Source organism: uncultured Methanobrevibacter sp., from assembly GCF_900314615.1.
GTDB lineage: Archaea > Methanobacteriota > Methanobacteria > Methanobacteriales > Methanobacteriaceae > Methanocatella.
In genome coordinates this window covers 19,929-46,346 of the sequence record NZ_OMWA01000023.1, presented here as the reverse complement: position 1 = coordinate 46,346, position 26,418 = coordinate 19,929, and the positions used below count along the sequence as shown (strand labels likewise).

The window sequence follows — 26,418 nt, the reverse complement described above, 5'->3', positions numbered from 1 at the left end:
TTAGTGTTTTCTTCGTTTTAAAGGTATGAGTGCAAGAATAACCAATAATAACAGGATTATTGGGTTACCAGTTTCTCTCATGACAACAGGTTTGTTAAATTCATCTGTTTTTTCTACAGTTTCATTTTCAGGACTTGGAGTAGGATCCGGAGTTGGACCCGGAGTTGGCTCAGGACCTGGAGCAGGTTTAGTCTTGTTGACTATTTCCACATCAACATCATCGTCAACCTCTTCAGTCATATTTGATCCTGCAGAAATACCGTTATTTACATTACCTTCTTTAACAGCAGTAAATTCCATAGTAAAGCTTGCGCTTTCACCAATGCCTAATACACCGTTGTAAATGAATTTATCACCTACTTTGGTCCATCCGTCACCGGTGAAAGAGTTGTATTTTAAGCCTTCAGGGACGTTTTCAATTACATATACATCACCTAAATCACAGCCTCCTGTATTAGTTACAGTAACTGTAATTTTGACTTTTTCACCTACTTCAACTTTGGATTTATCGATGTCCTGTTTTACTTCAAGTTCAGGAGCGACTACAACAGTAGTGTTGTTTGAATAAGCACCACTTGTCAAGTCAGAGTTAGCAACAACTTCAGGAGTGAATACACCTGTTCTGGTGGTCTGGAAGTAAAGTGTGTAGTTAGCGGATTCACCTACTCTTAAGATTCCAGAGTATATGAATTTATCACCGTCTTGAGTCCAGCTAGGCATTTCAGCGCCTAAAAGACCACTAGCTAACTTATTCCATGAGTCACCATCATATCCAGTGTAGATTAATCCTTCTGGGAAGTTGTTTACTGTGTAAACTCCACTTAAATCACAATCACCAGTGTTAGTAACTACAACTGTAAAGCTTACAGTTTGACCAACTACAGCACGTGGATTATTAGATATTTCACGGACTGTTAAAGCCGGAGTGTAGACTAAAACATTGTCACTGTCACTGACATCATCAGTATAGTCTGCGCTTGCGGTAGCTTCAAATAAGAAATCACCGGATTTGGTAGTATTTACGACAACGATTAAATCAACACTTTCACCAACAGCTAAAGAACCATTATAATGGAATTCTCCATCATAAGTCCAGTTAGAGCCAGTGAAATGGTCATAAATTAAACCTTCAGGAATATTTTCCTTAATTGATATACCATTGAGCACAGTTTCGCCAGCGTTTGTAACTGTAATTGTGAAAGAAGTCTGATTACCTGAGTAAACAAATTCATCGTTTGCTTTAACAGTAATGTTCATGCTTGAACCTAACACGTTTACGGTTGTTGTACTGTTTTTAGGAGTATCCTCTTCACTGCAGTTTACATGTGCAACGTTTTCAAATGTACCGTTAGATAATACTTTAACAACTACCCAAACAGCAGATGTAGCCTCACCGTCAAGACTGTCAATAGTCCAGACAATGTTTTGTCCGTCGACAGTGTAGGTACCGCTTGCATCTACGAATTTGAATGCATCATCTAAAACATCACTAATGTGGAGATTAGTTGCTTTAGAATTACCATGATTTTTAACAACAATTGTGAAGTTAACAAGGCCACCTACATCAACAGAAGTGACATTAGCAGTCTTATTAATCTTGAGATCAGTTGTGTAAACATTCACAGTAGCATTTGCAGATACAACAGTATCGTTTTCAGTACAGGACACATTAACTGTATTCATATAAGTACCTTTAGCGATTGTTCTGACTTTAACAACAACATTAGCTGAATCACCGCTTGCCAGGAACGGAATAACACTTTCCAAATCACCGCTTATTAATTCAAATCCTTCCTCATCGAGGATGTCTTTGACTTTAATGTTTGTAGCATTGGAAACACCATTATTGGTTACAATGATTGTGAATGTAATTTCATCACCTACAGCAGCATCATCAGTGTCAGCAACTTTAACAACAGTTAAATTAACGTCATATACTGCATCAACATCAACTGAAGTGGAAACAACAGTATCGTTTTCAGCGCATGTTACGTTAACCACATTAGTTAAAGTACCATTGGTCATTGCTTTAAGAGTAATAGTAAATACGTAAGATTCACCAGCTTTAATAACCGGAACGGTTAACAAACCAGTTTCACTATCATAATCACCAGTACTTGAACTTACAAATTCGAAGCCTTCAGGAACAACGTCAGTTACTTTTACACCAGTAGCATCAGAAGGACCGTTATTAGTCACATTAACAGTGAAAGTAATATCACCACCAACACTAACTTCTGCCACTTCAACAGTCTTATTGACTGTTAAATTAACTACAGGAGTAACGTTTACAGTTGAAGTGCTGTTTTTAACAGTTTCCTCTTCGCTGCAGTTCACATGAGCGATATTGCTTAATGTACCATTGGTTAATGCACGAGCAACAATCCATACTGAGTATGAATCTTCACTAGCAACACTAGGAATGTTCCAAACAAAGGTTTTACCATCTCTTGTGTAACCAGCACTAGCATCAACAAACTCAAATTCGCTACTTAGCTCATCAATAATATGAACATTGGTTGCATTAGTAGAACCATGATTTTTAACAACTATTGTGAAGTTAACAAGGCCTTCTACATCAACAGAAGTGACATTAGCAGTCTTATTAATTTTCATATCAGTTGTGTAAACATTCACAGTATCATTAGCAGACCTGATAGTTTCATTTTCAATGCATGATACGTTAACCACATTCATGAATGAACCTTCAGCGATTGTTATAACTTTAACAGTTATTGTAGCTGACTCACCACTAGCCAAGAACGGAATAACATTTTCTAAATCACCACTTACTAATTCAAAGCCTTTTTCATCAAGGATGTCAAGGACTTTAATGTTTGTAGCGTTAGAAGGACCGTTATTGGTTACAGTAATTGTGAAAGTGATCTCATCACCAACTAAAGCATCATCAGTGCTTGCAACTTTAACAACAGTTAAATTAACTACAGGAGTTACATCTACACTGATTGAAGAGCTAACAACAGTATCATTCTCACTGGAAGTCACGTTAACAACATTTGTTAAAGTACCGTTGGTTACTGCTTTAAGAGTAATAGTAAATACGTAAGATTCACCTGCTTTGATTAAATCAATGTTTAATACACCAGTTGCATTATCATAACCACTATCACTAGCGCGAACGAATTCGAAACCACTAGGAACAACATCACTGACTTTTACACCGGTAGCATTGGAAGGACCGTTATTAGTCACATTAACAGTGAAAGTAACTTCATCGTTAACATAAATTACAGTCACATCTACTGTTTTTACAACAGTTAAGTTAACTACAGGAGTAACGTTTACAGTTGAAGTGCTGTTTTTAACAGTTTCCTCTTCGCTGCAGTTTACATGAGCGATATTGTCAAATGTACCATTGGTCAATGCACGAACAACAATCCAAAGACTGTATTCAATTTCATTAGCCAATTTAGGAATGTTCCAAACAATAGTCTGGCCATCTCTTGTGTAACCTGCACTAGCATCAACAAACTCAAATGCGCCTTTTAATTCATCAGTAACATGAATATTGGTAGCATTAGACTTACCATGATTTTTAACAACAATAGTAAAGTTAACAAGGCCGTTTACATCAACAGAAGTGACATTAGCAGTCTTATTAATTTTCATGTCGGTTTCGAATACATGGACAGAAGCGTTTGCAGATTTAACAGTGCTGTTTTCATCACAGGATACATTTACACAGTTCATGTAATCACCTTTAGCAGTAGTTCTAACTTTAACAACAACAGTTGTAGAGTTACCACTTGCCAAGAACGGAATAACTGATTCTAACTCTCCACTAATTAAAGTTAAGCCATAATCCAATACATCAATGACTTTAATGTTAGTAGCGTTAGAAGGACCGTTATTGGTTACAGTAATAGTGAATGTAATAACATCACCAATAGTAGCGTCATCCATATCAGCAACTTTAACAACAGTTAAATTAACTACAGGAGTTACATCTACACTGATTGAAGAGTTAACAACAGTATCATTTTCGCTGGAAGTCACGTTAACAACATTTGTTAAGGTACCGTTGGTTACTGCTTTAAGAGTAATAGTAAATACATAAGACTCACCAGGTTTGATTAAACCAATAGTTAATAAACCAGTAGCATTATCATAACCACGATCACTAGCACTAACGAATTCAAATCCTGCCGGAACAACATCAGTAACTTTCACACCAGTAGCATTAGAAGGACCATTATTAGTCACATTAACAGTGAAAGTAACTTCACCACCAACACTAATCTCAGCCACATCAACAGTCTTATTGACAGTTAAATTAACTACAGGAAGAACGTTTACATCGGATGTAGTATTTACAACAGTGACATTTTCGCTAGAAGTCACATTAACAACATTAGTTAAAGTACCGTTAGTTACTGCTTTAAGAGTAATAGTAAATACATAAGACTCACCAGCTTCAATTAAATCAATGTTTAACACACCAGTAGCATTATCATAACCACGATCACTAGCACTAACGAATTCAAAAATCAGTAACTTTCACACCAGTAGCATTAGAAGGACCATTATTAGTCACATTAACAGTGAAAGTAACTTCATCGTTAACATAAATTACAGTCACATCAACTGTTTTAACAACAGTTAAATTAACCACAGGAAGAACATTAACTGAAATTGTACTATTTTTAACAGTTTTATTCTCATTAGATGTTACATTAACAACATTAGTTAAAGTACCATTGGTCATTGGTTTAAGAGTAATAGTAAATACATAAGACTCACCAGCTTCAATTAAATCAATGTTTAACACACCAGTAACATTATCATAACCATTTACACTAGATCTAACAAATTCAAAACCACTAGGAATAACATTTCACACCAGTAGCATTAGAAGGACCATTATTAGTCACATTAACAGTGAAAGTAACTTCATCGTTAACATAAATTACAGTCACATCAACAGTCTTATTAACTGTTAAATTAACCACAGGAGTAACATTAACTGAAATTGAACTGTTTTTAATGGTTTTATTCTCATTAGATGTTACATTAACAACATTTGTTAAGGTACCATTAGTCATTGGTTTAAGAGTAATAGTAAATACATAAGACTCACCAGCTTCAATTAAATCAATGTTTAACACACCAGTAACATTATCATAACCTTTCACACCAGTAGCATTAGAAGGACCATTATTAGTCACATTAACAGTGAAAGTAACTTCATCGTTAACATAAATTACAGTCACATCAACAGTCTTATTGACAGTTAAATTAACCACAGGAAGAACATTTACATCTGATGTAGTATTTACAACAGTGACATTTTCGTTAGATGTTACGTTAACATAATTTGTTAAAGTGCCGTTAGTTATTGCTTTTAAGGTAATTGTAAATATGTATGATTTACCAGCCTCAATAACAGGAACTGTTAATCTACCAGTTTTATTATCATAGCCTGTTGCATTTGATTTGACAAATTCAAATCCGTAAGGTACAACATCAATTACAGTTACGTTAGTTGCATTAACTATAGCATTATTTGTAACATTTATAGTGAATGTGATTTCTTCATTTAGATATATCTCATCAGCACCAGCAGTCTTATTAATTGTTAAATTAACAGGAACTACTTCTACAGTACTGTTTGTATAAACTCTGTAACTGTTTTCAGCATAGTAAACTTCAACTTCATTAGTTAAATTACCAACTTCTTTTGTTTTTAGAACAATCCAAAGTTTAATGCTTGAACCATTGGATAATCTTTCAAATTGCCAGAATACCATGTTTCCTTCTTTATAATAACCTTCAGTAGCATTGACAAATTCAAAGCCGCCAGGTATCATATCATAGATAAACAGGTATGTAGCATTGAGAACATCTTCATTTGTAACTTCAATTGTGAAGTTAACCAATGAATTGTTTCCTACAACAGCATTATCCGGATATTTGACAGCAGTTACATTAACAACAACAACTTCCACGCTTGCATTAGCTTCTTTGACAGTGTCATTTTGAGCACAGGTAACGTAAACTTCATTTGTGAAGTTACCTACTTTCTCAGCAAGAGCAATAATATCGAATACAAATGATTTACCTGGTAACAATAATGGAACGATGAATTCTTCACCATCTACATAGTTACTTTCACTTGAATCATAATATTCTAATCCTATTGGAAGAACATCATGAATTTCAACATTTGTTGCATTGGAAGGTCCTTTGTTAGTTACATTGATTGTGAATACAACCAGATCATTTAAACCAATCTTTTTAACATTAACAGTTTTTACAACAGTCAAATTAACTATAGGAATCACTTTTACACTGACATTATCATAACCTGCAGTCTTATTTTCGAAAGAAGCCACATTAACAACATTAGTGAAAGTACCGTTTGTTAAAGCTTTAGCCTGAATCCAAACTTTGTATGTTTCACCAACTTTTAAGGAACCGATTTCAAATAGAAGTTCATTTCCATCTGGTTTGAATGTTCCATTGTAACCTTTAATTTCGAATGCTGAGAGATCCATGATATCTGTAAATGATACATCAGTAACATTTATTTTACCAATGTTAGTTACAGTAATTGTGAAGTTAACAAGACCTAAAACGTCAACAGATTTGACGTCAACCTCTTTGATAACTGTTAAATTTACAGGAGCGACTTCAACAGTAGCATTATCTGAAATAACTGTACTATTCTCATTACAAGATACAGTTACAGTATTATCCCAAATACCTGTAGCATTAGATTTAGCAACTATTTCAAATTCATAGTATCCTTTTGTTAAAGTATCGAAATGCCATGTAATTTCCTGTCCATTTACAATTTTATCTCCAGTAGCATTGATAAATGCTAATCCGTTAGGTAAAACATCACGAATAGTCACATTAGTAGCAGTCACACTGGAAGTGTGGTTTAAACCAATTGTGAATTTAACTAAAGTGTTATTACCTATTAAAGTAACGTTAGCAGTCTTAATAATTGTAGCATTAACCGGAAGAACATCAACAGTAGCATTATCACCGATAATTGTAGCATTCTCATTACATGATGCGGAAACTGTATTATTCCATTTGCCAACAGCGTTTGATTTGGCAACAATCCATAGCTGATAGACTCCTTTTGTTAAAGTATCGAAATACCATTCTACTTTTTGACCAGTCTGGTTGTAACCTTCTGAAGCGTCAACAAATGTGAAACCATCAGGCAATACATCACAGATAGTTACATTAGTAGCGTTTACAAGTGAAGTGTAGTTTACATCAATTGTAAAGTTAACCAAGGTATTATTACCGACCACAGTAACATTAGCAGTCTTATTAATTGTTGCATTAACAGAAACAACATCTACAGTAGCATTAGTACTGATAATTGTAGCATTCTCATTACATGAAACTGATACTGTATTGTTCCATTTGCCGGTAGCATTTGATCTTGCTGTAATCCAGAGTTCAATAACTTCACCAGATTTAACTGTGTCGAAATGCCATTTGATTTCCTGACCAGTTCGAGTATAACCATCTATTGCCCTATCAAATACAAATCCGTTTGGTAAAACATCACAGATAGTCACATTAGTAGCATTAATAATGCTTGTGTGATTTAAAACAATTGTAAAGTTGACAAGAGTATTATTACCAATTACAGTAATATTAGCTGTCTTATTGATTGTTGCGTTAATTTCAACAACATTGACAACAGCTTTGCCTGTTACATTTGTTTTATTCTCTTTAGATGTTACAGTTACGACATTTGTAGTTGCATTGGTTGCAATAGTTCTTGCGATTATCCAGAATGTTTTAACATCACCTGTATTAAACTTATCAATAGTCCAGCTAACTTTCTGACCATCAGTAACATTTCCTTCACTTACTTTGTAGAATACAAATTCATCAGGTAAGATATCACTAACAACCACATTTGTAGCGTTCATAACACCAGTATTATTCACAACAATAGTGAATTTAACCAAAGTATTATTACCAACCACAGTAACATTAACAGTCTTATTAACAGTGTATTCAACAGGACGTCACAACATTAGTCCAATTACCAGTAGCATTAGACCTAGCAACAATCCAGAACTCTTTAACATCACCAATATCTAACTTATCAATAGTCCAGCTAACTTTCTGACCATCAGTAACATTACCATCACTTGCACCAACAAGCACAAATCCATTAGGCAATACATCACTGATAACCACACCAGTAGCGTTTACAATACCTGTGTTATTTACAACAATAGTAAATTTAACCAGAGTATTATTACCTACTACAGTAACATTAGCAGTCTTTTTAACAGTTATATTGGTATATCCGATTGTTACATTGAATTTGTCGTTAACTACAGTTTTATTTTCTTTACAAGTTACATTTACCACATTTGACCAGTTGCCTACAGCAGTTGATCTTGCAAGAATCCATAATTTAGTTACGTTTCCTCCGTTTAACTTATCAATAGTCCAGCTAACTGTCTGAGTTTTATTTGTGAAACCAGTACTTGCATCTACAAATACAAATCCATCAGGTAAAACATCAGTAACGTTAATATTAGTTGCATTTGCAATACCAGTGTTATTTACAGTAATTGTAAAGTTAACAAGAGTATTATTTCCAACTAAAGTTACATTAGCAGTTTTATTAACAGTTAATATGACAGGAATAGCATTAATTGATGAACTGTTACTTATTAGTGTTTTATTTTCATTACAGGTAACATTAACAGTATTAGTTAAAGTACCATTAGCAATGACTTTTAAGGTAATTGTAAATATGTATGATTCACCAGGTTTGATTAAATCGATAGTTAATAAACCGGTAGCATTATCATAATCATCAGTACTTGAACTTACAAATTCAAATCCTTCAGGAACGACATCTGTAATTTTAACACCAGTAGCATTGGAGATTCCGTCATTTGTTACATTGATAGTAAATACAACATTATTGCTTACAGTAACGTTTTCACCCACTTTGACATTGGAAGTTTTGTTAACTTTCAAGTCCACAACAGGATAAACAACAACAGTTGCAGTATCATATTTCGGTGTTTTTTCCTCATTACAGTTAACTTTTGCAGTATTTTCATATGTTCCATTGGTTTTTGCCTTTACAACAAACCATATTGAATAAGATTCTCCAGCGTTTAATGTAGGTACTACTTCAACAATCCAACTGTTGTCAAATATTGAACCAGTGATATTATTATTGCCGCGAATTATTTCAAATACACTATTTAATGTATCCATTATAATAACATTATGAGCATCCTTATCACTATGATTTTTAACAGTTATTGTGAAGTTAATTAAACCGTTTACAGGAACATCAGTAACATTTGCAGTTTTATCGATTCTTAAATCCACATTGTAAACATGTACAGTAACATTAGCTGTTTTAATTGTGTCATTTTGATCACAGGTCACATTTACTTCATTAGTCCAATTACCGTCACCCATTTTAGTAATGTTTGCTTTAATTGTAATAGATTTAGATGTACCGTTTGCTAAGAACGGAATAGTTTGTTCTAAATCGCCTTCAAGCAATGCTAAACCTTCAGCTTCAAGTATATCTTTAATTTTGATATTTGTAGCATTTGAAGGTCCGTTGTTGGTTACAGTAATTGTAAATACAACAGTATCTCCGACAATATAATTCTTGAAGTCAGTGGTTTTAACAACAGTTAAATTAACTACAGGAATCACATAAACACTTGCATTTGCTTTTTTAACAGTACTGTTTTCCTTACATGTCACATTGACATAATTTGTTAAAGTACCGTTAGTTACAGCTTTAAGGGTAAGTGTAAATATATAAGATTCGCCAGGTTTGATTAAATCAATAATTAATAAACCAGTTTTACTGTTATAACCGGTTGCATTAGTTTTGACATATTCAAATCCTTTTGGAACCATATCAGTTACAGCAACATTGGTTGCGTTTACTTTAGCATTATTTGTAACATTGATTGTGAATGTAACGTTTTCCATTACATAAATACTTTCAACATTTGCTGTTTTGTTAATAGTTAAATTAAGCATAACAACTTCAAATAATACAGAAGCATTGTTATTGGTATAATTCCATTCATCTTCAGCACAGATTACATTAACAGTATTGTTAAATTTACCTAAAGTGGTAGTTTTAAATACTAAAGTTAAAGTTTCACTTGTACCGTTAGCTAATTTATCTATAGTCCATGACCAATCTGCCTGTGAGAATGTACCTTTAGTTACAGTTGATTTTACTAATTCCAAGTTTGCAGCTCTAGGAATAACATCCTTGACTTTAATGTTTGAAGCATTTGAAGCATTACCTGCATTACTTACAGTAACTGTGAAAGTCACATTATTTCCAACAATTGTGTAATAACTGTCAACTGTTTTTGTAATGTTTATGTCCACATAAGGTAAAATCTCAAATGAAGTTAAATCACCGATGTATTTGTAGTTCCTATCTTCTGGGTGGTATGCTTTAACTGTGTAGTTTCCTGGTGCAAAGCCAGTTACATTTAATGTGTAATTACCATATGCATCAGTTTTTACAGATACAGTACGTACAACTTTTCCGGTTTCGTTGCTGATGAATTCTAAAACAATAGTCTGGTATCTTTCAAGAGAATCTTGATATAATAAAGCACCATCATTACTGTTTTCAACACCAGAAACAGGATGTGCTTCACTAGTAGTTCCAACGTTAGTTTCAGTATCATTGATAAGATAGTTTACATTAGTAAATGTAATATCATTAACTGATTTAGCATTGTAAATACCGTTTATGATGTTGTCTCCTCCAGTGTAGTTTGCTATTTCAATAGTAATGTTATGTCCATAGTAAGTACTGTTTGGAGTAGCATTTACATCTAAAGTGTATGACCAAGCCTGGTTTTTGATGAATTTGTCACCGGTTAAATCAGTGCCTGATGCATCATTGTATAAAGCTGATCCGTTACATGCTTTGTTATCGTTGAATTCACTTGAGGTTATTTTTGCATTATTTGCACCAACATATACAGCACCACCAAATCCATCATCTGATAATGAAGGATTATTGGTTTTGTTGTTGTATTCACGTTCAGTAACTGCAGTGTTATTCATGAATTTGGAATTTTCTATGACATTGCCAGTTCCGTTGATAAATACTGCACCACCTTTTGTTTTATTATTGTTTCCAGTAGTGTTTACTTTTCTTAAAGTGTATGTAGCATTGTTTAATGTGAAGTTTGAATATTTAATGTAATTATTCGCTGCTTCCATGAATACTGCACCACCCTGAATAGCTGCATTTTCTTCAAAAGTAGACTCTGAAATAGTTAATTCTTCATTATTAGCATATACAGCACCACCTAATACAGCTTCGTTTAATGTGAAGTTTGAATTTTTAATGGTTCCGTCTGTACCATTTACAAATACAGCTCCACCGCGATTTGCAAAGTTGTCTACAAATTCAGTGTTATCTATAGTTGCATTGGTACCTTTATGCCAATTAATAGCACCACCATCAATAGCTGAGTTATTTTCAAAGTAAGAATCTTTAATTGTAACGTTAGTCTTATCACCATGAGCACAGTTCTGTAAGTATATAGCACCACCGTTTAAAGCAGTGTTATTCACAAATCTTGAGTTATCGATTTCACCGTTAATTCCTGACCAAAGAACAGCACCACCATTTTCAGAAGCATAATTGTCAGTGAAATTAGAATCTATAATTTTACCGTTATGTCCTGTCCATGATACAGCTCCTCCATTGGTTGCATTATTTTTCTCAAATGTGGAATTAATTATTGCACCATTGGTTGCTCCTTCATTCCAGTCAATAGCACCACCGTTTTTAGCAGCAGTGTTATTAATGAATTTGGAGTTTTTAAATGTTGTATTGTCACATTGATTGTGATATTCCTCTAAGTGTACAGCACCACCGTTTTCACTAGCAGTATTGTTTTCGAATATACAATCATCCACTAAACCGTTAGATCCAATCCAAATAACAGCACCACCGTCACCGCCTTTTCCAGTATCGGTTTTATTTAAACCGGTAGCTTCGTTATTTGTGAAGTTAGAACCTACAATTGTACCGTTTAAACCATTCCAGTATACAGCTCCACCTGCTCTGTTCGCAGTGTTGTTTTCAAATGTTGAATTTTCGATTCTACCATTTGTAGCACCTTCATGCCAGTCAATAGCACCACCGTTTGTTCCAGCTACATTGTTTTCGAAGTGAGAATTACTGAATGTAGTATTATTACCTTCACCTTCGTTGATATCATCAAGGAATACAGCTCCACCACGATTTGCAGCTGAGTTGTTTGCAAAGTTACAGTCATCTACAATACCGTTGGAACCGGTCCAAATAACAGCACCACCATCACCTGAACGTCCATAAGTACCTTTAGCAGTACCTAAAGCTTTGTTTTCTGTGAAGTTGGAGCCTGTGATTGTACCATCAGTACCATACCAGAATACAGCACCACCATTAGCTTTTGCAGTGTTGTTTACAAATGTTGAATTGTCAATTCTACCATCTCTAGCACCTTTATGCCAGTCAATAGCACCACCGTTAATACCAGCAGTGTTATTTTCAAAGTGAGAATTACTGAATGTAGTATTATCACAAATATCTGAAGATACTGCACGTAAAAATACAGCACCACCGTTTTGAGCAGCAGAGTTATTCACAAAGTTACAGCCATCAACAGTACCATGGGAACCAGTCCAAATAAGTGCACCACCGCAACCGGTATTTATGTTAAATGTACTGTTGACTTCACCTAATGCTTTGTTATCAGTGAAGTTGGAACCTATAATGTTACCATTATTTCCATACCAGTATACAGCACCACCGTTAGCACGAGCAGTATTGTTAACCAAAGTAGAGTTTTCGATTCTACCGTTGGTAGCTCCTTGATACCAGTCAATAGCACCACCGTTAATACCAGCAGTATTATCCTCAAAGTGAGAATTGCTGAATGTTGTATTATCACATCCATTTGCAGTTAAATTACGTAAGTATACTGCACCTCCGTTTTTGGAAGCATTGTTATTGATAAAGTTACAATTATCAACTGTACCGTTGGAACCAGTCCAAATAACAGCACCACCACAACCGGAATCTAAGTGAGTTCCGTTGACTAATCCTAATGCTTTATTTTCAGTGAAATTGGAACCTATAATGTTACCGTTATTACCAAACCAGAATACAGCACCACCATTAGCTTTTGCAGTGTTGTTTACAAATGTTGAGTTTTCAATTCTACCGTCTTTAGCACCTTCGTGCCAGTTAATAGCACCACCGTTAATACCAGCAGTATTGTTTTCAAAGTAAGAATTACTGAATGTAGTATTTTCAGCACTTCCGAAACTTGAAGCTTCCAAATAAACTGCACCTCCTAATCTTGGAGCAGTGTTATTTACAAAGATACAATCATCTACAAGACCGTTAGAACCTAACCACATGATTGCACCACCATTACTGGTATTATTGTTATCAGGATTTATATTGGTACCAGTAACATAGTTGTTTGTGAAATTGGAACTTACAATTTTACCAGTATCACCGTTCCAGAATACCGCACCTGCAGATCTGTTAGCAACGTTATGTTCAAATGTTGAATTTTCTATAGCACCATTGGTAGCTCCTTGATACCAGTCAATTGCACCACCATTGGTTCCTGCAGAGTTATTCTCAAAGTGTGAGTTTTTAAATGTATTGTTATCACATATTGCACGACCTTCTACACCTCTGAGGAATACAGAACCACCACGTTGGGCAGCAGTATTATTTATAAAGTTACAGTCATCCACAGTACCGTTAGAACCTGTCCACATGATAGCTCCTCCGTCTCCGAAGTTACCCATTATACAAGCAACAGTTCCGTTAGCTTTGTTGTTTGTGAAATTGGAACCTTTAATAATACCTCCTGTACCAAACCAGAATACCGCACCCGCATTTGCTCCGGCAGTATTGTTTTCAAATACACAATCTACAATTTGACCGTCAGTTGCACCTTCGTGCCAGTCAATTGCACCACCATTTATTGAAGCAGTGTTATTTATGAAGTTAGATCTGGTAATATCACTGTCATGTGCTTTTTCCAAATATACTGCACCACCAAATCCTTCCATAACAGTAAAGTTAGTTACAGAATTTTCAATAAAGTCAGTGTCGTATATTTGAGTATGGTTACCTGTGATAAATACAGCTCCACCTTTTAAAGCAGTGTTGTTTGAGAAGTATGAACTGGAAATATTTGCGTTGTTTCCTTCAATGTAAACTGCTCCACCTCCACGAGTTACATTTTCATTGTATGCTTTTGCATCGTTGTCGGTGAAATTACTTGAAGTTACATTAATATTATCCCCAATAATGTAAATAGCACCACCTGCAGTAGTTATATCTTTTAATACATCTGATAAAGGGAACCTTAAGTCATGTCTTGCGTCATTGTCATCAAATATTGAATCTTCAATACGGCTGTTTTTACCATCAATATATCCTGCCCCACCAATAATAGCATTATTGTCATAGAAGCTTGAATTTAAAATGGTTGTGGAATTACCAAGTAGATAAAAAGCACCACCTTTTACAGCTTCATTAGATTTGAATGTGGAATTAAAGATATAATTGTCTGATCCATTTACAGCAATCGCACCACCAAGACCACCATTTTCGAATATTCCAATAGCAGTATTGTTAATGAATTCACATGTTGTTGCATTAACTGAAAATCCTCTAATTGCAACAGCACCACCCATAGTAGTTAAATTATATAATACATCATTAACTTTAAACCTTAAGTCATGAGTTGCAGTATTGTTGATGTATTTTGAATTTACAATAGTAGTACTTGATGCGCTATTATATACAGCACCACCACGAATTGCAGCATTATTGATAAAGTCAGTATCATTTAAGGTATTTAGAGTACCGTTAACATATACAGCACCACCACGAATTGCCTGGTTTCCATCGAAAAATACATCGATTATTTCAGTATCATAACCATTTAATGAAGCAGCACCTCCATAACCACCATCCAAATGAATTCCAATAGCAGTATTGTTATAAAAGTTAATGTCTTTCAGTACTGTGTTATTACCTTCAACAGATATTGCTCCACCAATAGTTGGTATGGAATATATCTCAGGAGTTAAACTGTAAGTCAAGTTATGTGTTGCATTATTATTAATGAATTCAGAGTTCACAACAGTTGTGTTTACTCCTCTAATATATACAGCACCACCTTGAATAGCATTATTTCTAGTAAAGTTAACTAAATCAATAGTAGTATTAGTACCTGTGATATATAATGCACCACCCACGATAGCTTCATTATCATCGAATATATTATCATAAATATTAGTATGATAACCATCAATAGCAATAGCACCACCTTGACCTCCTGTAGGATTTTGAGTTATAGCAGCATTATATGTGAAGTTATTATCAACTATATTAGCATAATCACCACTAACAGATATTGCACCACCTTTAGTAGGTAAATTCTGTAGTTCACTAGACTGAGGGAATGATAAATCATGTGTAGCATTATTATCATAGAATGTATTATGAGTAATGTTTGCATTAGTACCTTCAATATAGATAGCACCACCCTGAATAGCATTATTTGTAGTGAAATACATGTCTTTAACAGTAGCATTAGTACCTCTAACATATATAGCACCACCACGAGTAGCTTCATTCAAAGTAAATTTATCATCATAGATATTGGTATTATTTCCATTTACTGCAATAGCACCACCAAGACCACCATTACTAGATGTACCATAAGCTATATTACGTCTAAAGGTATTGTTATCATAAATATTAACATGATTACCTTCAATATAGATAGCACCACCCATTGTAAATAGGCTTTCAGCACCTGTTTTAGATAAATCAATATCACGAGTAACGTTATTGTTCTCAAATATTGAATTAGTTACATCAGTGTTTTCACCTTCAATATAGATAGCACCACCCTGAATAGCATTGTTTGCAGTAGCATTGAAATAGTCAAGATTAATGTCATTACCCTTAATATATACTGCACCACCTTCAATAGCAGTGTTGTTGTTAAGGTTTATTACACTAGCGCCAATATTGTTACCTTCAATATAAACTGCACCACCACGAATAGCATCATTGTTGGTAAAGTTATCATTATGGAAGTTAGGATTTTGACCTAAAATGTATAAAGCACCACCTAAACCAGTATTATCGGAAAAATTACCATGAGCTATATTATCACTGAAAGAACTGTCAATTATACTTACATCATTACTTTCAACATACATTGCACCACCGCAAGTCATTTTGGAAGGATCATCTGTAATTGAACTATCCAAATCATGAGTAGCCCTGTTGTTTTCAAATTTGGAACCAATAACATTTGCACCATAACCATTAACATAACATGCTCCACCAGTAATTGCTTCATTTTCAATGAAATTTGAATCAATTATCTGAGCATCACTACCTATTAACTGAATAGCACCACCTGTAGGTGCGGAATTGTTTGTAAAGTTACATCCGTCAATAGTTGCATAATCACCTTCAATATATACTGCACCAGCAAACTTGTTTTGAGCAACATTATTTTCAAATCTGCTGTTTACAACAGTAGTATAATGTGCTTCAGTACCCTTATTTACTCTATGAATATCCATTGCACCACCATAATTTTCAGCAGTGTTGTTGATGAATGTACAATTATCCAGGTAGTTATATGGCCCAGTAAATGCGATAGCACCACCAGTACCACTTCTTCCAGGAGCATTACCATTATATCCTGAAGCCTCATTATTTATGAAAGTTGTATTTCTTACTGTTACATAACCTAAATGACATTCAATACCTGCACCATAAGATGCCTGATTGTTTTCAATGTGATTATTAGTTATTACAACATCCTTAGCATTTACACAGTAAGCAGCACCGTGCACAGCATTAGTGTTATTGATAAATGTATTATTGTCAAATGTTGATCCTCTAGTCTGAACCTTAATACATAAACCTAATGAATTAGTTGTATTTACATCATTAATTGTACCGGAATTGTTAATAAATCTGTTATTATTTGCAGTGAAAGATGAAGTAGAGCTTCCAGTAGCAATTAAAATAGAAGCAGAATTATTGATAAACTGACAATTATCAATTCTAGTAGGATAACTAAAACCAGAAAAATCAATTAAATAACTTTTTTGGAATACACCAATATTAATAAAATCACAGTTTTTCATTGTAAGTCCACTCATAACTCTCAGGAAATGACCTCTATACACTTCATTTCCAGTTGTAGGAGAAACAGGATGATTTACAAAATTAATCCCAATTAAAGTAACAGGATATGTTGAAATCAGAAATCTGTTACTATTTTTTGCATAATTAAATTTAGAAGTATCTATAGTTGCTCTTGTGTCATCATTCGGAGAACTGCCTCCATAAATAGTAATTCTTTTTCCAATATCTAGAGTACTAAATGAACCAGTATAGGTTAACCCATTCAAGAAAATAGAATCACCATTATTAGCACTAGTAATTGCGTTTTTAAGTCCATTTAATGTATTATCAGTTACATAAATAGGTCTTCCTAAAACTTCATTATCATTAGAAACCTGCAACTCTTCATCATCAGAAGCACCTAAAACCTCACGGCCATTAGAAACTTCTTTTTGAGAGCTCACGCTAACCTCATTGGAAACATTTTCCTGAGACACAACAAGTTCTTTTCCCAAATCATCTATTTGAACTTTATTATCTTCAATATCAACAGTTTGTGTTAAATTAAAGTTATTATCATCTTCAAGCGCACAAGACGCCTGAATAGTAAACATAAGAATAACTATAGCCATTATCACGATTAACTTTTTGCCTTTCATTTTGCGTTTTCACCCCCTGGTCCAGTCAATTTATAAAAATAGAATAATAACAGGCATATAAATTATTATTCATTAGGATATCTATTTTTTAAAATATATATATTTATGTAATTTTTAAAAAAAAATCATGAAAAAAGTAATAAACATGAAAAATATTTTTAGTATTTAAGTACAATTCTGCATTAATAAAAATAAAAAATTGAACAAAACATAAATTTAATAAAAAAAATTAAAAAAATGAAAAATAGATATTACAAAAATGAATAAAAAAAATAAAAAATAATTAATTAATGAAATTAATTTGTTCCTCATTAATTAACAGATAATTTATCAAGTCACATGAATCCAAGTCTTCTTTTGTCAAATCAACAGCTGAAATTTGAGAATTCATATATGTATTATAATATAAGATTCCATCCTGAGTATTATAGCATGAAGTGTAGATGGTGTATTCATATAAATTAGGATCATTAATGAAAGTACACCCGTTTTGTTGTTCAACTGATTTCAAAATATGGAAAAATTGTCCAACACTACTTGCCTCATCGGCATCGGAATATGAATTTGCACGAGTAAATGCAACTTTTGCAAATCTTGAAGATGAAGATAAATCACCCGGAAGACCCATTGCACCCATACCCCTTGAATATTCATCCAAATTTATATCTCCGCCAAAAGAGTTTTCAGGATTCTTGTTTGATAAATGCCTATAATTATTTAATGAAAACAATTGTTTATCAAAAGGAGGATTATTTGTTAAAACACCAACAGGATTATCAAATACCCTAAGCCCATCGGCCATAGGTTCAACAACTATTGCATCTCCATTACTATCGGATAACATCCAGTGAAGAGGAGACAACGGAAGCTCTTCAGCAAAGTTAATATTAACCAAATTGATTTCAGCCAACAATTTCTTAGCTTCAATTACTGAATCAGCACATCCAAGTATATATGGGATAAATTCAAAAGGAGTGATATTCACCATGCCTTCTTCATATTCTCTATAGACTGCATTTCCTGCAAAGTTCAAACCTGCCATTGCCAATCCTTTTTCATTGCATGCATCATAATATAATGGATATCCATCAATACCAGCGGCAATTCCAATTATTGCAAAATGTGTTTTAATGTCATCAATCTTTCTGAATTTAAACTCATAATTTCTTGGAGTGATTGTAACCCTTTCATTGTATGAAATTTCGTAGTCAAAATTACGGCCAAAATAATGTTTGTCTGTTATGTAATTACTAGCTGTACACATACTATCACCTATAATTTGAATAATCTAATGCTCTTGATTTAATATCTCCAAATAGATCATCAACGATTAGTTTTCCATCCTTAAATACAGTACGAAGATAATCTTCATGTTCATTATCAATTGAAACTGTTTTGAAAGATTTACCATCTTTAATCAATTTAAATCTTCCAGTTTTTGACTTTTTACTTGAATCAAGTGGATTTTTAAATATGTCATGCCATTGACCATCCCTTAGCTGCGCTGAACATTTAAATGCATTTCTTTGGGTGTCACGGGTTACTGATGAGTGAAGTCCTCCACCCATACCAAAGATAATGTTTTGAGCAGCCCATCCATTGGATTTCATTGCAAATAATATGTCTCTTATCTTTTGGTAATTTAAACCGTCACCCCATAAAAGACCAATGTTCAAATCAAACACCTTATATCCTTTATCAGTCAAATGACTTCCAAAACAGTCAGATAATAAATTTAAACAATCGATTGTTGTGGATACTGGTTCTCCACTGTCAGGTCTAAATACTATTTTATTTGCTTCACCATCTAAAAAGTTTAAAATAGCATCATTTAACTCACTGCCAGATTTTCCTGCTTCTGTTAAAAAGTTTCTATAGTTATATGAATCGATAACCATTGATAATATCCCATCCTTCGCATTTTCAATGACATTTAAAATTTGATCTATTTCACCTTCAGGACCAAGTGAAGTCATTACACTGTGTTCTGTTGCTTGAACTGAAAAACCATATAAATTTGAATCATTGTAATAATTTTCAGGTATTGTGAGTGCAGGAATTGTATCAGTACCTGAAAAGCTAAGCAGATGAGCTGAACCGCACAACATTGATGATTCTGTGGAAGTTGCTCCACGATATCCAAAATCATGCAACATGAAATCTAGATTATCCTTAACTGAACCAGTAACATCTAAATAAAAGTTTGCAAGTTTTCTAACTTCTGCAGAAAGTGTAGCTACTGTTGAAGGATACCAAACCTGCAACAGCAATGATTCAAGGTAATTAGGCAACCAATAGGATTTCTTGTCTGTGTTTTCAACAGTCATTAAAACATTGTTGACATCAACAGGTGTTCCTTCAGCCACCGCCTTAATTTCAATAGGCAGTTTTCCGCCATGTTTATCCAGAATATACTCCCATCCCTCTTTGTTGAAAATGTTTTCTCCAATATGGGCTGAGACAAGCCTGTCTGCTTCGTCAATCTTTTCCTGTGTTACTACGCTTCCTTCAAGATATTTTTTAATAATATACTGGAGTCCGTAAAAAATTGTTTTGTTGAACTCAGCACCAACTCTACTTTCAAGGTATGAATAGATTTTTTCAGTGCCCTTCGGGTAAAAATAGTGATGAGTTACCTTATAGCTGTCTGTTAAAAGACAAATATTATTTTCAATCATAATATCACTTTTAAATTGATATTAGATTGTTATTAAATATAAGATTTACTAAAAAAAGAAAAAATAAGAAAAAAAGAGTCTAGATGTAACTAGTATCTTGTTTTCTGAAGTGTGCCTGTGGGTGATCGCATAACGGACAAACTTCAGGAGCTTCTTTACCGTAATGGATGTATCCACAGTTATTACATTTCCATGCAATTTCTTCATCTTTTTTAAATACTTTGTCTGCTTTGATTTTATCAGTTAAAGCATTGTATCTGTCTTCGTGTGCTTTTTCAGTAGCGCCTGCAGCATCGAATAAGTTTGCAATGTCATCAAAGCCTTCTTCACGTGCAGTTTCAGCGAATTCTTTGTACATTTCAGTCCATTCTTCGTGTTCGCCTGCTGCTGCATCTGCGAGATTGGTTAAAGTGTCAGGCACTTTACCGCCGTTTAATAATTTGAACCAAATTTTAGCATGTTCTTTTTCATTATCAGATGATTCTTGGAAGATTTCTTTAATTTCCACATAACCATCTTTTTTAGCCTGAGATGCGTAAAATTCGTATTTTACACGTGCTTGGGATTCACCAGCGAGTGCTGCTTTTAAGTTTTCTTCAGTTTTAGTTCCTTTTAAATCTGCCATATTATCTACCTCAAAATTAAAATTAAGTATTTAGTTAAAAAAAGAAAAAAAAGAGAGCTTATTTAAAGTTAGTAGCTCTTTCTTCGAAATGTGCTTTAGGAAGTCCACATACAGGACATTTTTCAGGTGCGTTAGGTCCTGAGAAAACAAATCCACAGTTTTCACATTTCCATTCAATGTCTTCTTCTTTGTTGAATACAGCATCGTTTTCAACATTTGCGAGTAAAGTTCTGTATCTTTCTTCGTGTTCTTTTTCGATTGCTCCTACTTTTTCAAATAAGAATGCAATCATTGGGAAACCTTCTTCTTTAGCGGTTTCTGCGAACTCTTTGTACATTTCAGTCCATTCTTCGTTTTCACCGTCTGCTGCTGCATTGAGGTTAGCTACAGTATCTGGGATTTCTTCATCGTGTAAAAGTTTGAACCAAATTTTAGCGTGTTCTCTTTCATTTTTGGAAGTTTCCATGAAAATATCGTGGATTTGAACGTAACCTTCTTCTTTTGCTTTTGCAGCAAAGTATTGGTATTTAGTATGTGCCTGGGACTCACCAGCAAAAGCTGCTTGTAAGTTTGCTTCAGTTTTTGTACCTTTTAAATCTGCCATTTTTACATCTCCATTACAACTAAAAAGTTGAATTGATATTCTATATAGAATAATAATATATATTAAAATTATACTTTAAAAATTTTTTTAATTTTAAGAAATCCTAAAAAAAAGTAAAATAATGATTTATTTATGCTTCCGCATACAATAAACCAATAGCTCTACTATAGAAAAGTGTTATAAATGCCCCTATAATCAATTGTGCAATTAATATTCCGATAAATGGAATAATGCCTAATAATGAAACAATTAAAGATGCAATAATTATAATTATTACTGAAACAATTGCGAATAGAATAATTTTACCAATACCTATTTTTTTAACATCTTCAATTACTTCACCAATATTTAATGCTTCACCGAGTTCGCCAGTGTCTGCAAATCTAGCAAGAGCAACAATTTCGAATATGGCAAAGAATATAAAGACAATAACAGCAATAACTGCAAATACGCCTAATCCAGCCACCAGCTGATTTAATCCAGCACCAATAGCTCCGGTAATAATAGCAAAAATTAATGTAATAATAATCGGAATTATAAAGTAAACAATACTTATTATTAGAGCTTTAATACCGTCAATTAAATTATTTTGAAAATCCAGATCAGGAAGTTGACTTGAATGATTTATCGCATATTTGGTTACACTAATGCTGTATCCTGAAAGCATTAATGTAAATATCAATCCGATAATGCCCGCCAATGTAATTAAGATAAAACTATCTACACCCCAATTTCCAAAAAGACTGGATAAACCGGAGAACAATGAAATTACGCCTACGATTAAAAATTTTTGAATATCTGAAAACGGATATTGTACTGAGTCTGATATGATATCGCCTAAACCCATTTTTTTCACCTATTAAATTTATAAATTATTTTTTAAAGAGCAATAATATTATTAAATCTAATAGTATTTAAATATAGTGAAAAAAATGTTAAAAAAAAGAGAAATAAGATGAAAATTATTCATCTACACCAAAGGATTTTTTAAGTAAATCAGCGTTTACGAATCCTTCTTTATAAATTTTACCAGTAGTTAAGTCATTGATGACAACTTCTGCAGGAGCAAACATTCCTTTATCGATTTTGTAGAAATCAAATTCAGCTTCTTTGAATACGTCAAAGAATGGTTTACCATATCCGTCAGCAGCGGAAGATGGTAATTTTGCTGCTACATCTGCAATATCATCGTTTTCATCAGATTCTACATAGTAGTAAGTTCTTCCACCAAATAAAACCGCATCGTTGGTTTTACCCATTGCTTTAAGTCCATCTGGGTCAACAGGTGCGATCGGTGCAATACCTGCTGCATGTTTTACTTTAGTTACATCGAATTTGATAGCTTCCAGCATTTTGTAGGTTCCGTTTTCAACAACTCTTCCGGAAATCTGGATGGAACCAACAAGGGATGATGTAGGAGCTACGAGTAAGTATACATTTTTAACATCAACATCACATTCATCTGCAATGTATTGTGCAACTTCATCACCAGGCAATACATCAGCTTCTAAAGTCAAGATTGCTAAATCAGCATCTTTGTCTTCATAACCAATTTCTTCATAGGTTTCAGCTGGTTTTAATGCAATAGCTCTAGCAGGACCAGAACCTAATGCAAAGAAATCTCCTACAGATACAGACCAACCTGCTTTTTGAGAACCTAAGGTTGAAATAGAAGGTGAGTCAGTTTTAATTTTTACTGAAGGAAGTGCGAATTTTTCAGATAAATCTCCAGGAATTGAAATTCCAACGTCTGCAAGTCCACCAAGACAAACTTTAGTATAAAGTTCTCCTGCTTTAAAACTTCCATCGACATTTACACCACAGTCAATAACAGTAGCGCCATTGCCTAAAGTTTCAACAGCGATGTTTAATTCATCTGCTTTTTCAATCATTACATCTACGGTTTTTTTAGCTTCTACGTTTACACTTACCATAGTTTAACCTCATTAAAATTTAACTTATAACTAATAAGTCATTGAATAGAAATTTATTGCTATTATTATTTATACTTGCCTAAATGAATCTAAACTGAGAATTAGTTATTTTTTAGAAAATCTTTATCACTGATTTTTAAAAGAGCCTTTTTTCGAATTTCATCAGGAAAGCTTTTATCTAGGTAAATGGATTTGAATTTATCCTGATTTTCTTTTGTATATATATTATTCAGACGAACATTAAAAAGCAGTTTTTCAAGTTTGCCTTCAGCTTCACTTCGAACAAAATAGTTAAAATCATTCACAGCAATGTCTTTTAATGCATTTATCTCATCAATTTCGTTAATCTGTGCTATACGACTTTTCCATGTTTTTAAATCTTCAAGAGTGATTTTAGCAACTTTTGAAACATCACGATTATCCGAATCGATTAGTTTTTCCAAAGCAGGAATGCTGTTTAGGGATTTTATATCATCGAAAAGAGTATTTAGTCTCTTTTGGGCTACCTGAGAAGTATCATCATTTTTAGCCCTAATTTCATCCAGAACTTCCTTATCATTAAGTTTTGAAGTGGCAATTTTTCTAATTTCAATATCTTTATCATTTAAAGCAATTTCAGCCAATGCTTCTTCAAAAGGTATATCATTAACAGTTTTAGGAAGAGAATATAAGAAATTTTTCAATAACCTTTTGACTTTCATTTTTTCAAGTGCAGCTACTCTAATGTTTTTTTCACATCTGAAATCCGCTATGTTGATTAGATTATTTCGCCTTTCAATTGCATCAACTGCAGTTACAGCTATTTTTTCATCAGATTCTGTCAATGCAATTTTGTGAAGCAAATCTTCAGTATTTTTCATGTCGGAAATCCTTTTTACAGCTTCAAAACGTATCCTGGAATCATTATCTTCACTTAACTTTTCTAAAAATTTCAAATCATTTATCTGTGAAACCGCTTTAACAGTTACATCTTCATATTTTAAGTGATTTTCAATATATTGCCTCAATAATTCATCATTTTTAATCTTGGATACGACTTCCAGAAGAATTTCAGGACTGTTTTCATTTTTAATAAGATTTTCAAGGAGTTTATCGTTTCGGAAGTTTTTATTTTTAATGGCAAATGCTTTGATTTTTGCATCATTTTCATTTAAAACCAATTTATCAAGAAAGTCCTCATCTTCAATAAACAGTACATCAATGTAACATCCGGTTTCATTAAAATGATTTAAAAAGTAATCGTTTAAAGGAATAAGGATATTTCGAGATATTTCGCCCAAAAACGGATATGAATCTGGCTTATAGATTATTTTTACCAGACTGTCCGCATCTTCAATTTTACCTGTTGCAATCATCCGGTTTAATTCATTTTCATCACAGACAATAATTTTATATATTGTGTTAATGTCTCTCAGATTAGGATTTTGAATTGCTGCAAGGCGAATATGTGAGGTTGGATGGTTAAGTGCAAAATCAGCAAGTAATTTTTCATCGGCCAGTTTTTTAAGAGCTTCCTTTATGATTACTTCGTCATCATTCGCCTTTAAAATTTTAACCAAAACGTCATGATTAACTGATTTTGCTTTTTCAAGTGCGGTTTTTAAAACATAACTGTCAGGGTCATTCAATAGGATTTTTTCTAATAGTTGAGATAATTCATTTTCACTCAGCAAGGATTCATCAAATATCCTGTTTAGAATTGCTAAGCGTAAATGAGAATTAGGATTGTTTAAACATTCATCCGTCAGAAAATCCGTGTCTTTAATTTGACTCATTGCACATATGCATACACGAGCAACATCATCATTTAAAAAAATATCCTTTAATATATCTTCATCATCAATAAATTGGACCATATCACAGCGGACTTGCAAGTCATTGTGATGTTTAGCCATGTCAATAATTTCCTTTTGAGAATGATTAATTTTAATCCCACCTAGGATTATATTTGTAATATCAGATTAAAAAAAGTTAACAAAAAGAAATTTACAAAAAAAATAAAAAAAATAGATGCAAATACATCTATTAAAATTTAACTATTTCCAACAGTGAAACTGTTGATGATTTGGTCGATTTCAGATGAATAAAGACTGGTATCTGGGTTATCTGTAAATAATGTTAAATAATAGACGTCATCCCCTTTTATATAGGATACCATTCTAAAGTGATCTACATCCATAGTTGTTACACCTTCATATGCCAGATATGGCGGATAAGTCATCCAGGTTGTTGTGTCACCGCTATACTCCTTGTTGGAAGAAACGTTTTCCAGTTTATCAGGATTTGCAGCATAATCATAGACAGTATATCCGTTTACAGTAGTATTGGTTATATTTTTATAACCGGCATCCTTACCGTTGTCCTTAATGGCCTGGAAGAAATCTTTTTCCTGACTTGAAGATGATCCAGATACAGGAGTAAATAATACACCCACATTATCTGCAGATGCAATACCCTTATTATCCAAAGCATATTTATTCGGCAATGTTAATGTAGCATCATTTGCAGTCAGAGTTACATCTGAATTTGCCAGAATCAATACTCCTGCTGCAATAACCGCAACAATGACAATTATTACACCTATAATAATTTTCCCTTTTCTTTCCATGTTTTCACCAAAATTTTAGGATTTAAATCCTATTTTTTATATATTAATACCCTCATAGATAAGTCAGATAAAGAAAAAACTTTCAATGAGAAATAAGAATT

At 33.4% G+C, this 26,418-nt stretch carries 12 protein-coding genes and 1 pseudogene; all 13 read right to left on the bottom strand.

All coding sequences use genetic code 11. The features are described 5' to 3' along the window. Entirely contained in the window at window positions 1-4,458 is a 4,458-nt protein-coding gene (locus QZN33_RS08595; protein WP_296791056.1) for a DUF11 domain-containing protein, read from the bottom strand. A 43-nt stretch (window positions 4,459-4,501) separates the two neighbouring features. After that, window positions 4,502-4,849, bottom strand: a complete 348-nt coding sequence (locus QZN33_RS08590; RefSeq protein ID WP_296791131.1) for a hypothetical protein — start codon at window positions 4,847-4,849, stop codon at window positions 4,502-4,504. Beyond that, on the bottom strand, window positions 4,842-4,970 hold the full coding sequence (locus tag QZN33_RS08585; protein ID WP_296791128.1) for a CARDB domain-containing protein: 129 nt from the start codon (window positions 4,968-4,970) through the stop codon (window positions 4,842-4,844). The genes QZN33_RS08590 and QZN33_RS08585 overlap by 8 nt, the downstream gene beginning before the upstream one ends. A 33-nt stretch (window positions 4,971-5,003) precedes the next feature. After that, a pseudogene (locus QZN33_RS08580) lies at window positions 5,004-7,991 on the bottom strand (CARDB domain-containing protein); the annotation flags it as partial. Window positions 7,992-8,010: 19 nt separating this feature from the next. Next, window positions 8,011-17,868, bottom strand: a complete 9,858-nt coding sequence (locus tag QZN33_RS08575) for a right-handed parallel beta-helix repeat-containing protein (protein WP_296791051.1) — start codon at window positions 17,866-17,868, stop codon at window positions 8,011-8,013. Between the two features lie 283 nt (window positions 17,869-18,151). Next, window positions 18,152-19,132: a choloylglycine hydrolase gene (gene bsh / locus QZN33_RS08570; protein WP_296791047.1), complete on the bottom strand. Its 981-nt coding sequence runs from the start codon at window positions 19,130-19,132 to the stop codon at window positions 18,152-18,154. A gap of 4 nt (window positions 19,133-19,136) precedes the next feature. Beyond that, window positions 19,137-20,546, bottom strand: a complete 1,410-nt coding sequence (locus QZN33_RS08565; RefSeq protein WP_296791043.1) for a nicotinate phosphoribosyltransferase — start codon at window positions 20,544-20,546, stop codon at window positions 19,137-19,139. Window positions 20,547-20,625: 79 nt separating this feature from the next. Then, window positions 20,626-21,171 (bottom strand): rubrerythrin, encoded by a 546-nt coding sequence (gene rbr, locus QZN33_RS08560; protein ID WP_296791041.1) that lies wholly within the window; start codon window positions 21,169-21,171, stop codon window positions 20,626-20,628. A 58-nt stretch (window positions 21,172-21,229) separates the two neighbouring features. After that, window positions 21,230-21,775: a rubrerythrin gene (rbr, locus tag QZN33_RS08555; protein ID WP_296791039.1), complete on the bottom strand. Its 546-nt coding sequence runs from the start codon at window positions 21,773-21,775 to the stop codon at window positions 21,230-21,232. Between the two features lie 130 nt (window positions 21,776-21,905). Next, on the bottom strand, window positions 21,906-22,622 hold the full coding sequence (locus QZN33_RS08550) for a DUF4013 domain-containing protein (RefSeq protein ID WP_296791034.1): 717 nt from the start codon (window positions 22,620-22,622) through the stop codon (window positions 21,906-21,908). 115 nt (window positions 22,623-22,737) lie between these two features. Further along, window positions 22,738-23,709, bottom strand: coding sequence for a methenyltetrahydromethanopterin cyclohydrolase (gene mch, locus QZN33_RS08545; RefSeq protein ID WP_296791023.1), 972 nt, complete (start codon window positions 23,707-23,709; stop codon window positions 22,738-22,740). A gap of 101 nt (window positions 23,710-23,810) precedes the next feature. Continuing rightward, window positions 23,811-25,604 carry a hypothetical protein gene (locus tag QZN33_RS08540; RefSeq protein ID WP_296791019.1) on the bottom strand — a complete coding sequence of 598 codons (1,794 nt, stop codon included), beginning with the start codon at window positions 25,602-25,604 and terminating at the stop codon, window positions 23,811-23,813. Window positions 25,605-25,741: 137 nt separating this feature from the next. Then, window positions 25,742-26,317 (bottom strand): hypothetical protein, encoded by a 576-nt coding sequence (locus QZN33_RS08535; protein ID WP_296791016.1) that lies wholly within the window; start codon window positions 26,315-26,317, stop codon window positions 25,742-25,744. Window positions 26,318-26,418: the final 101 nt, after the last annotated feature.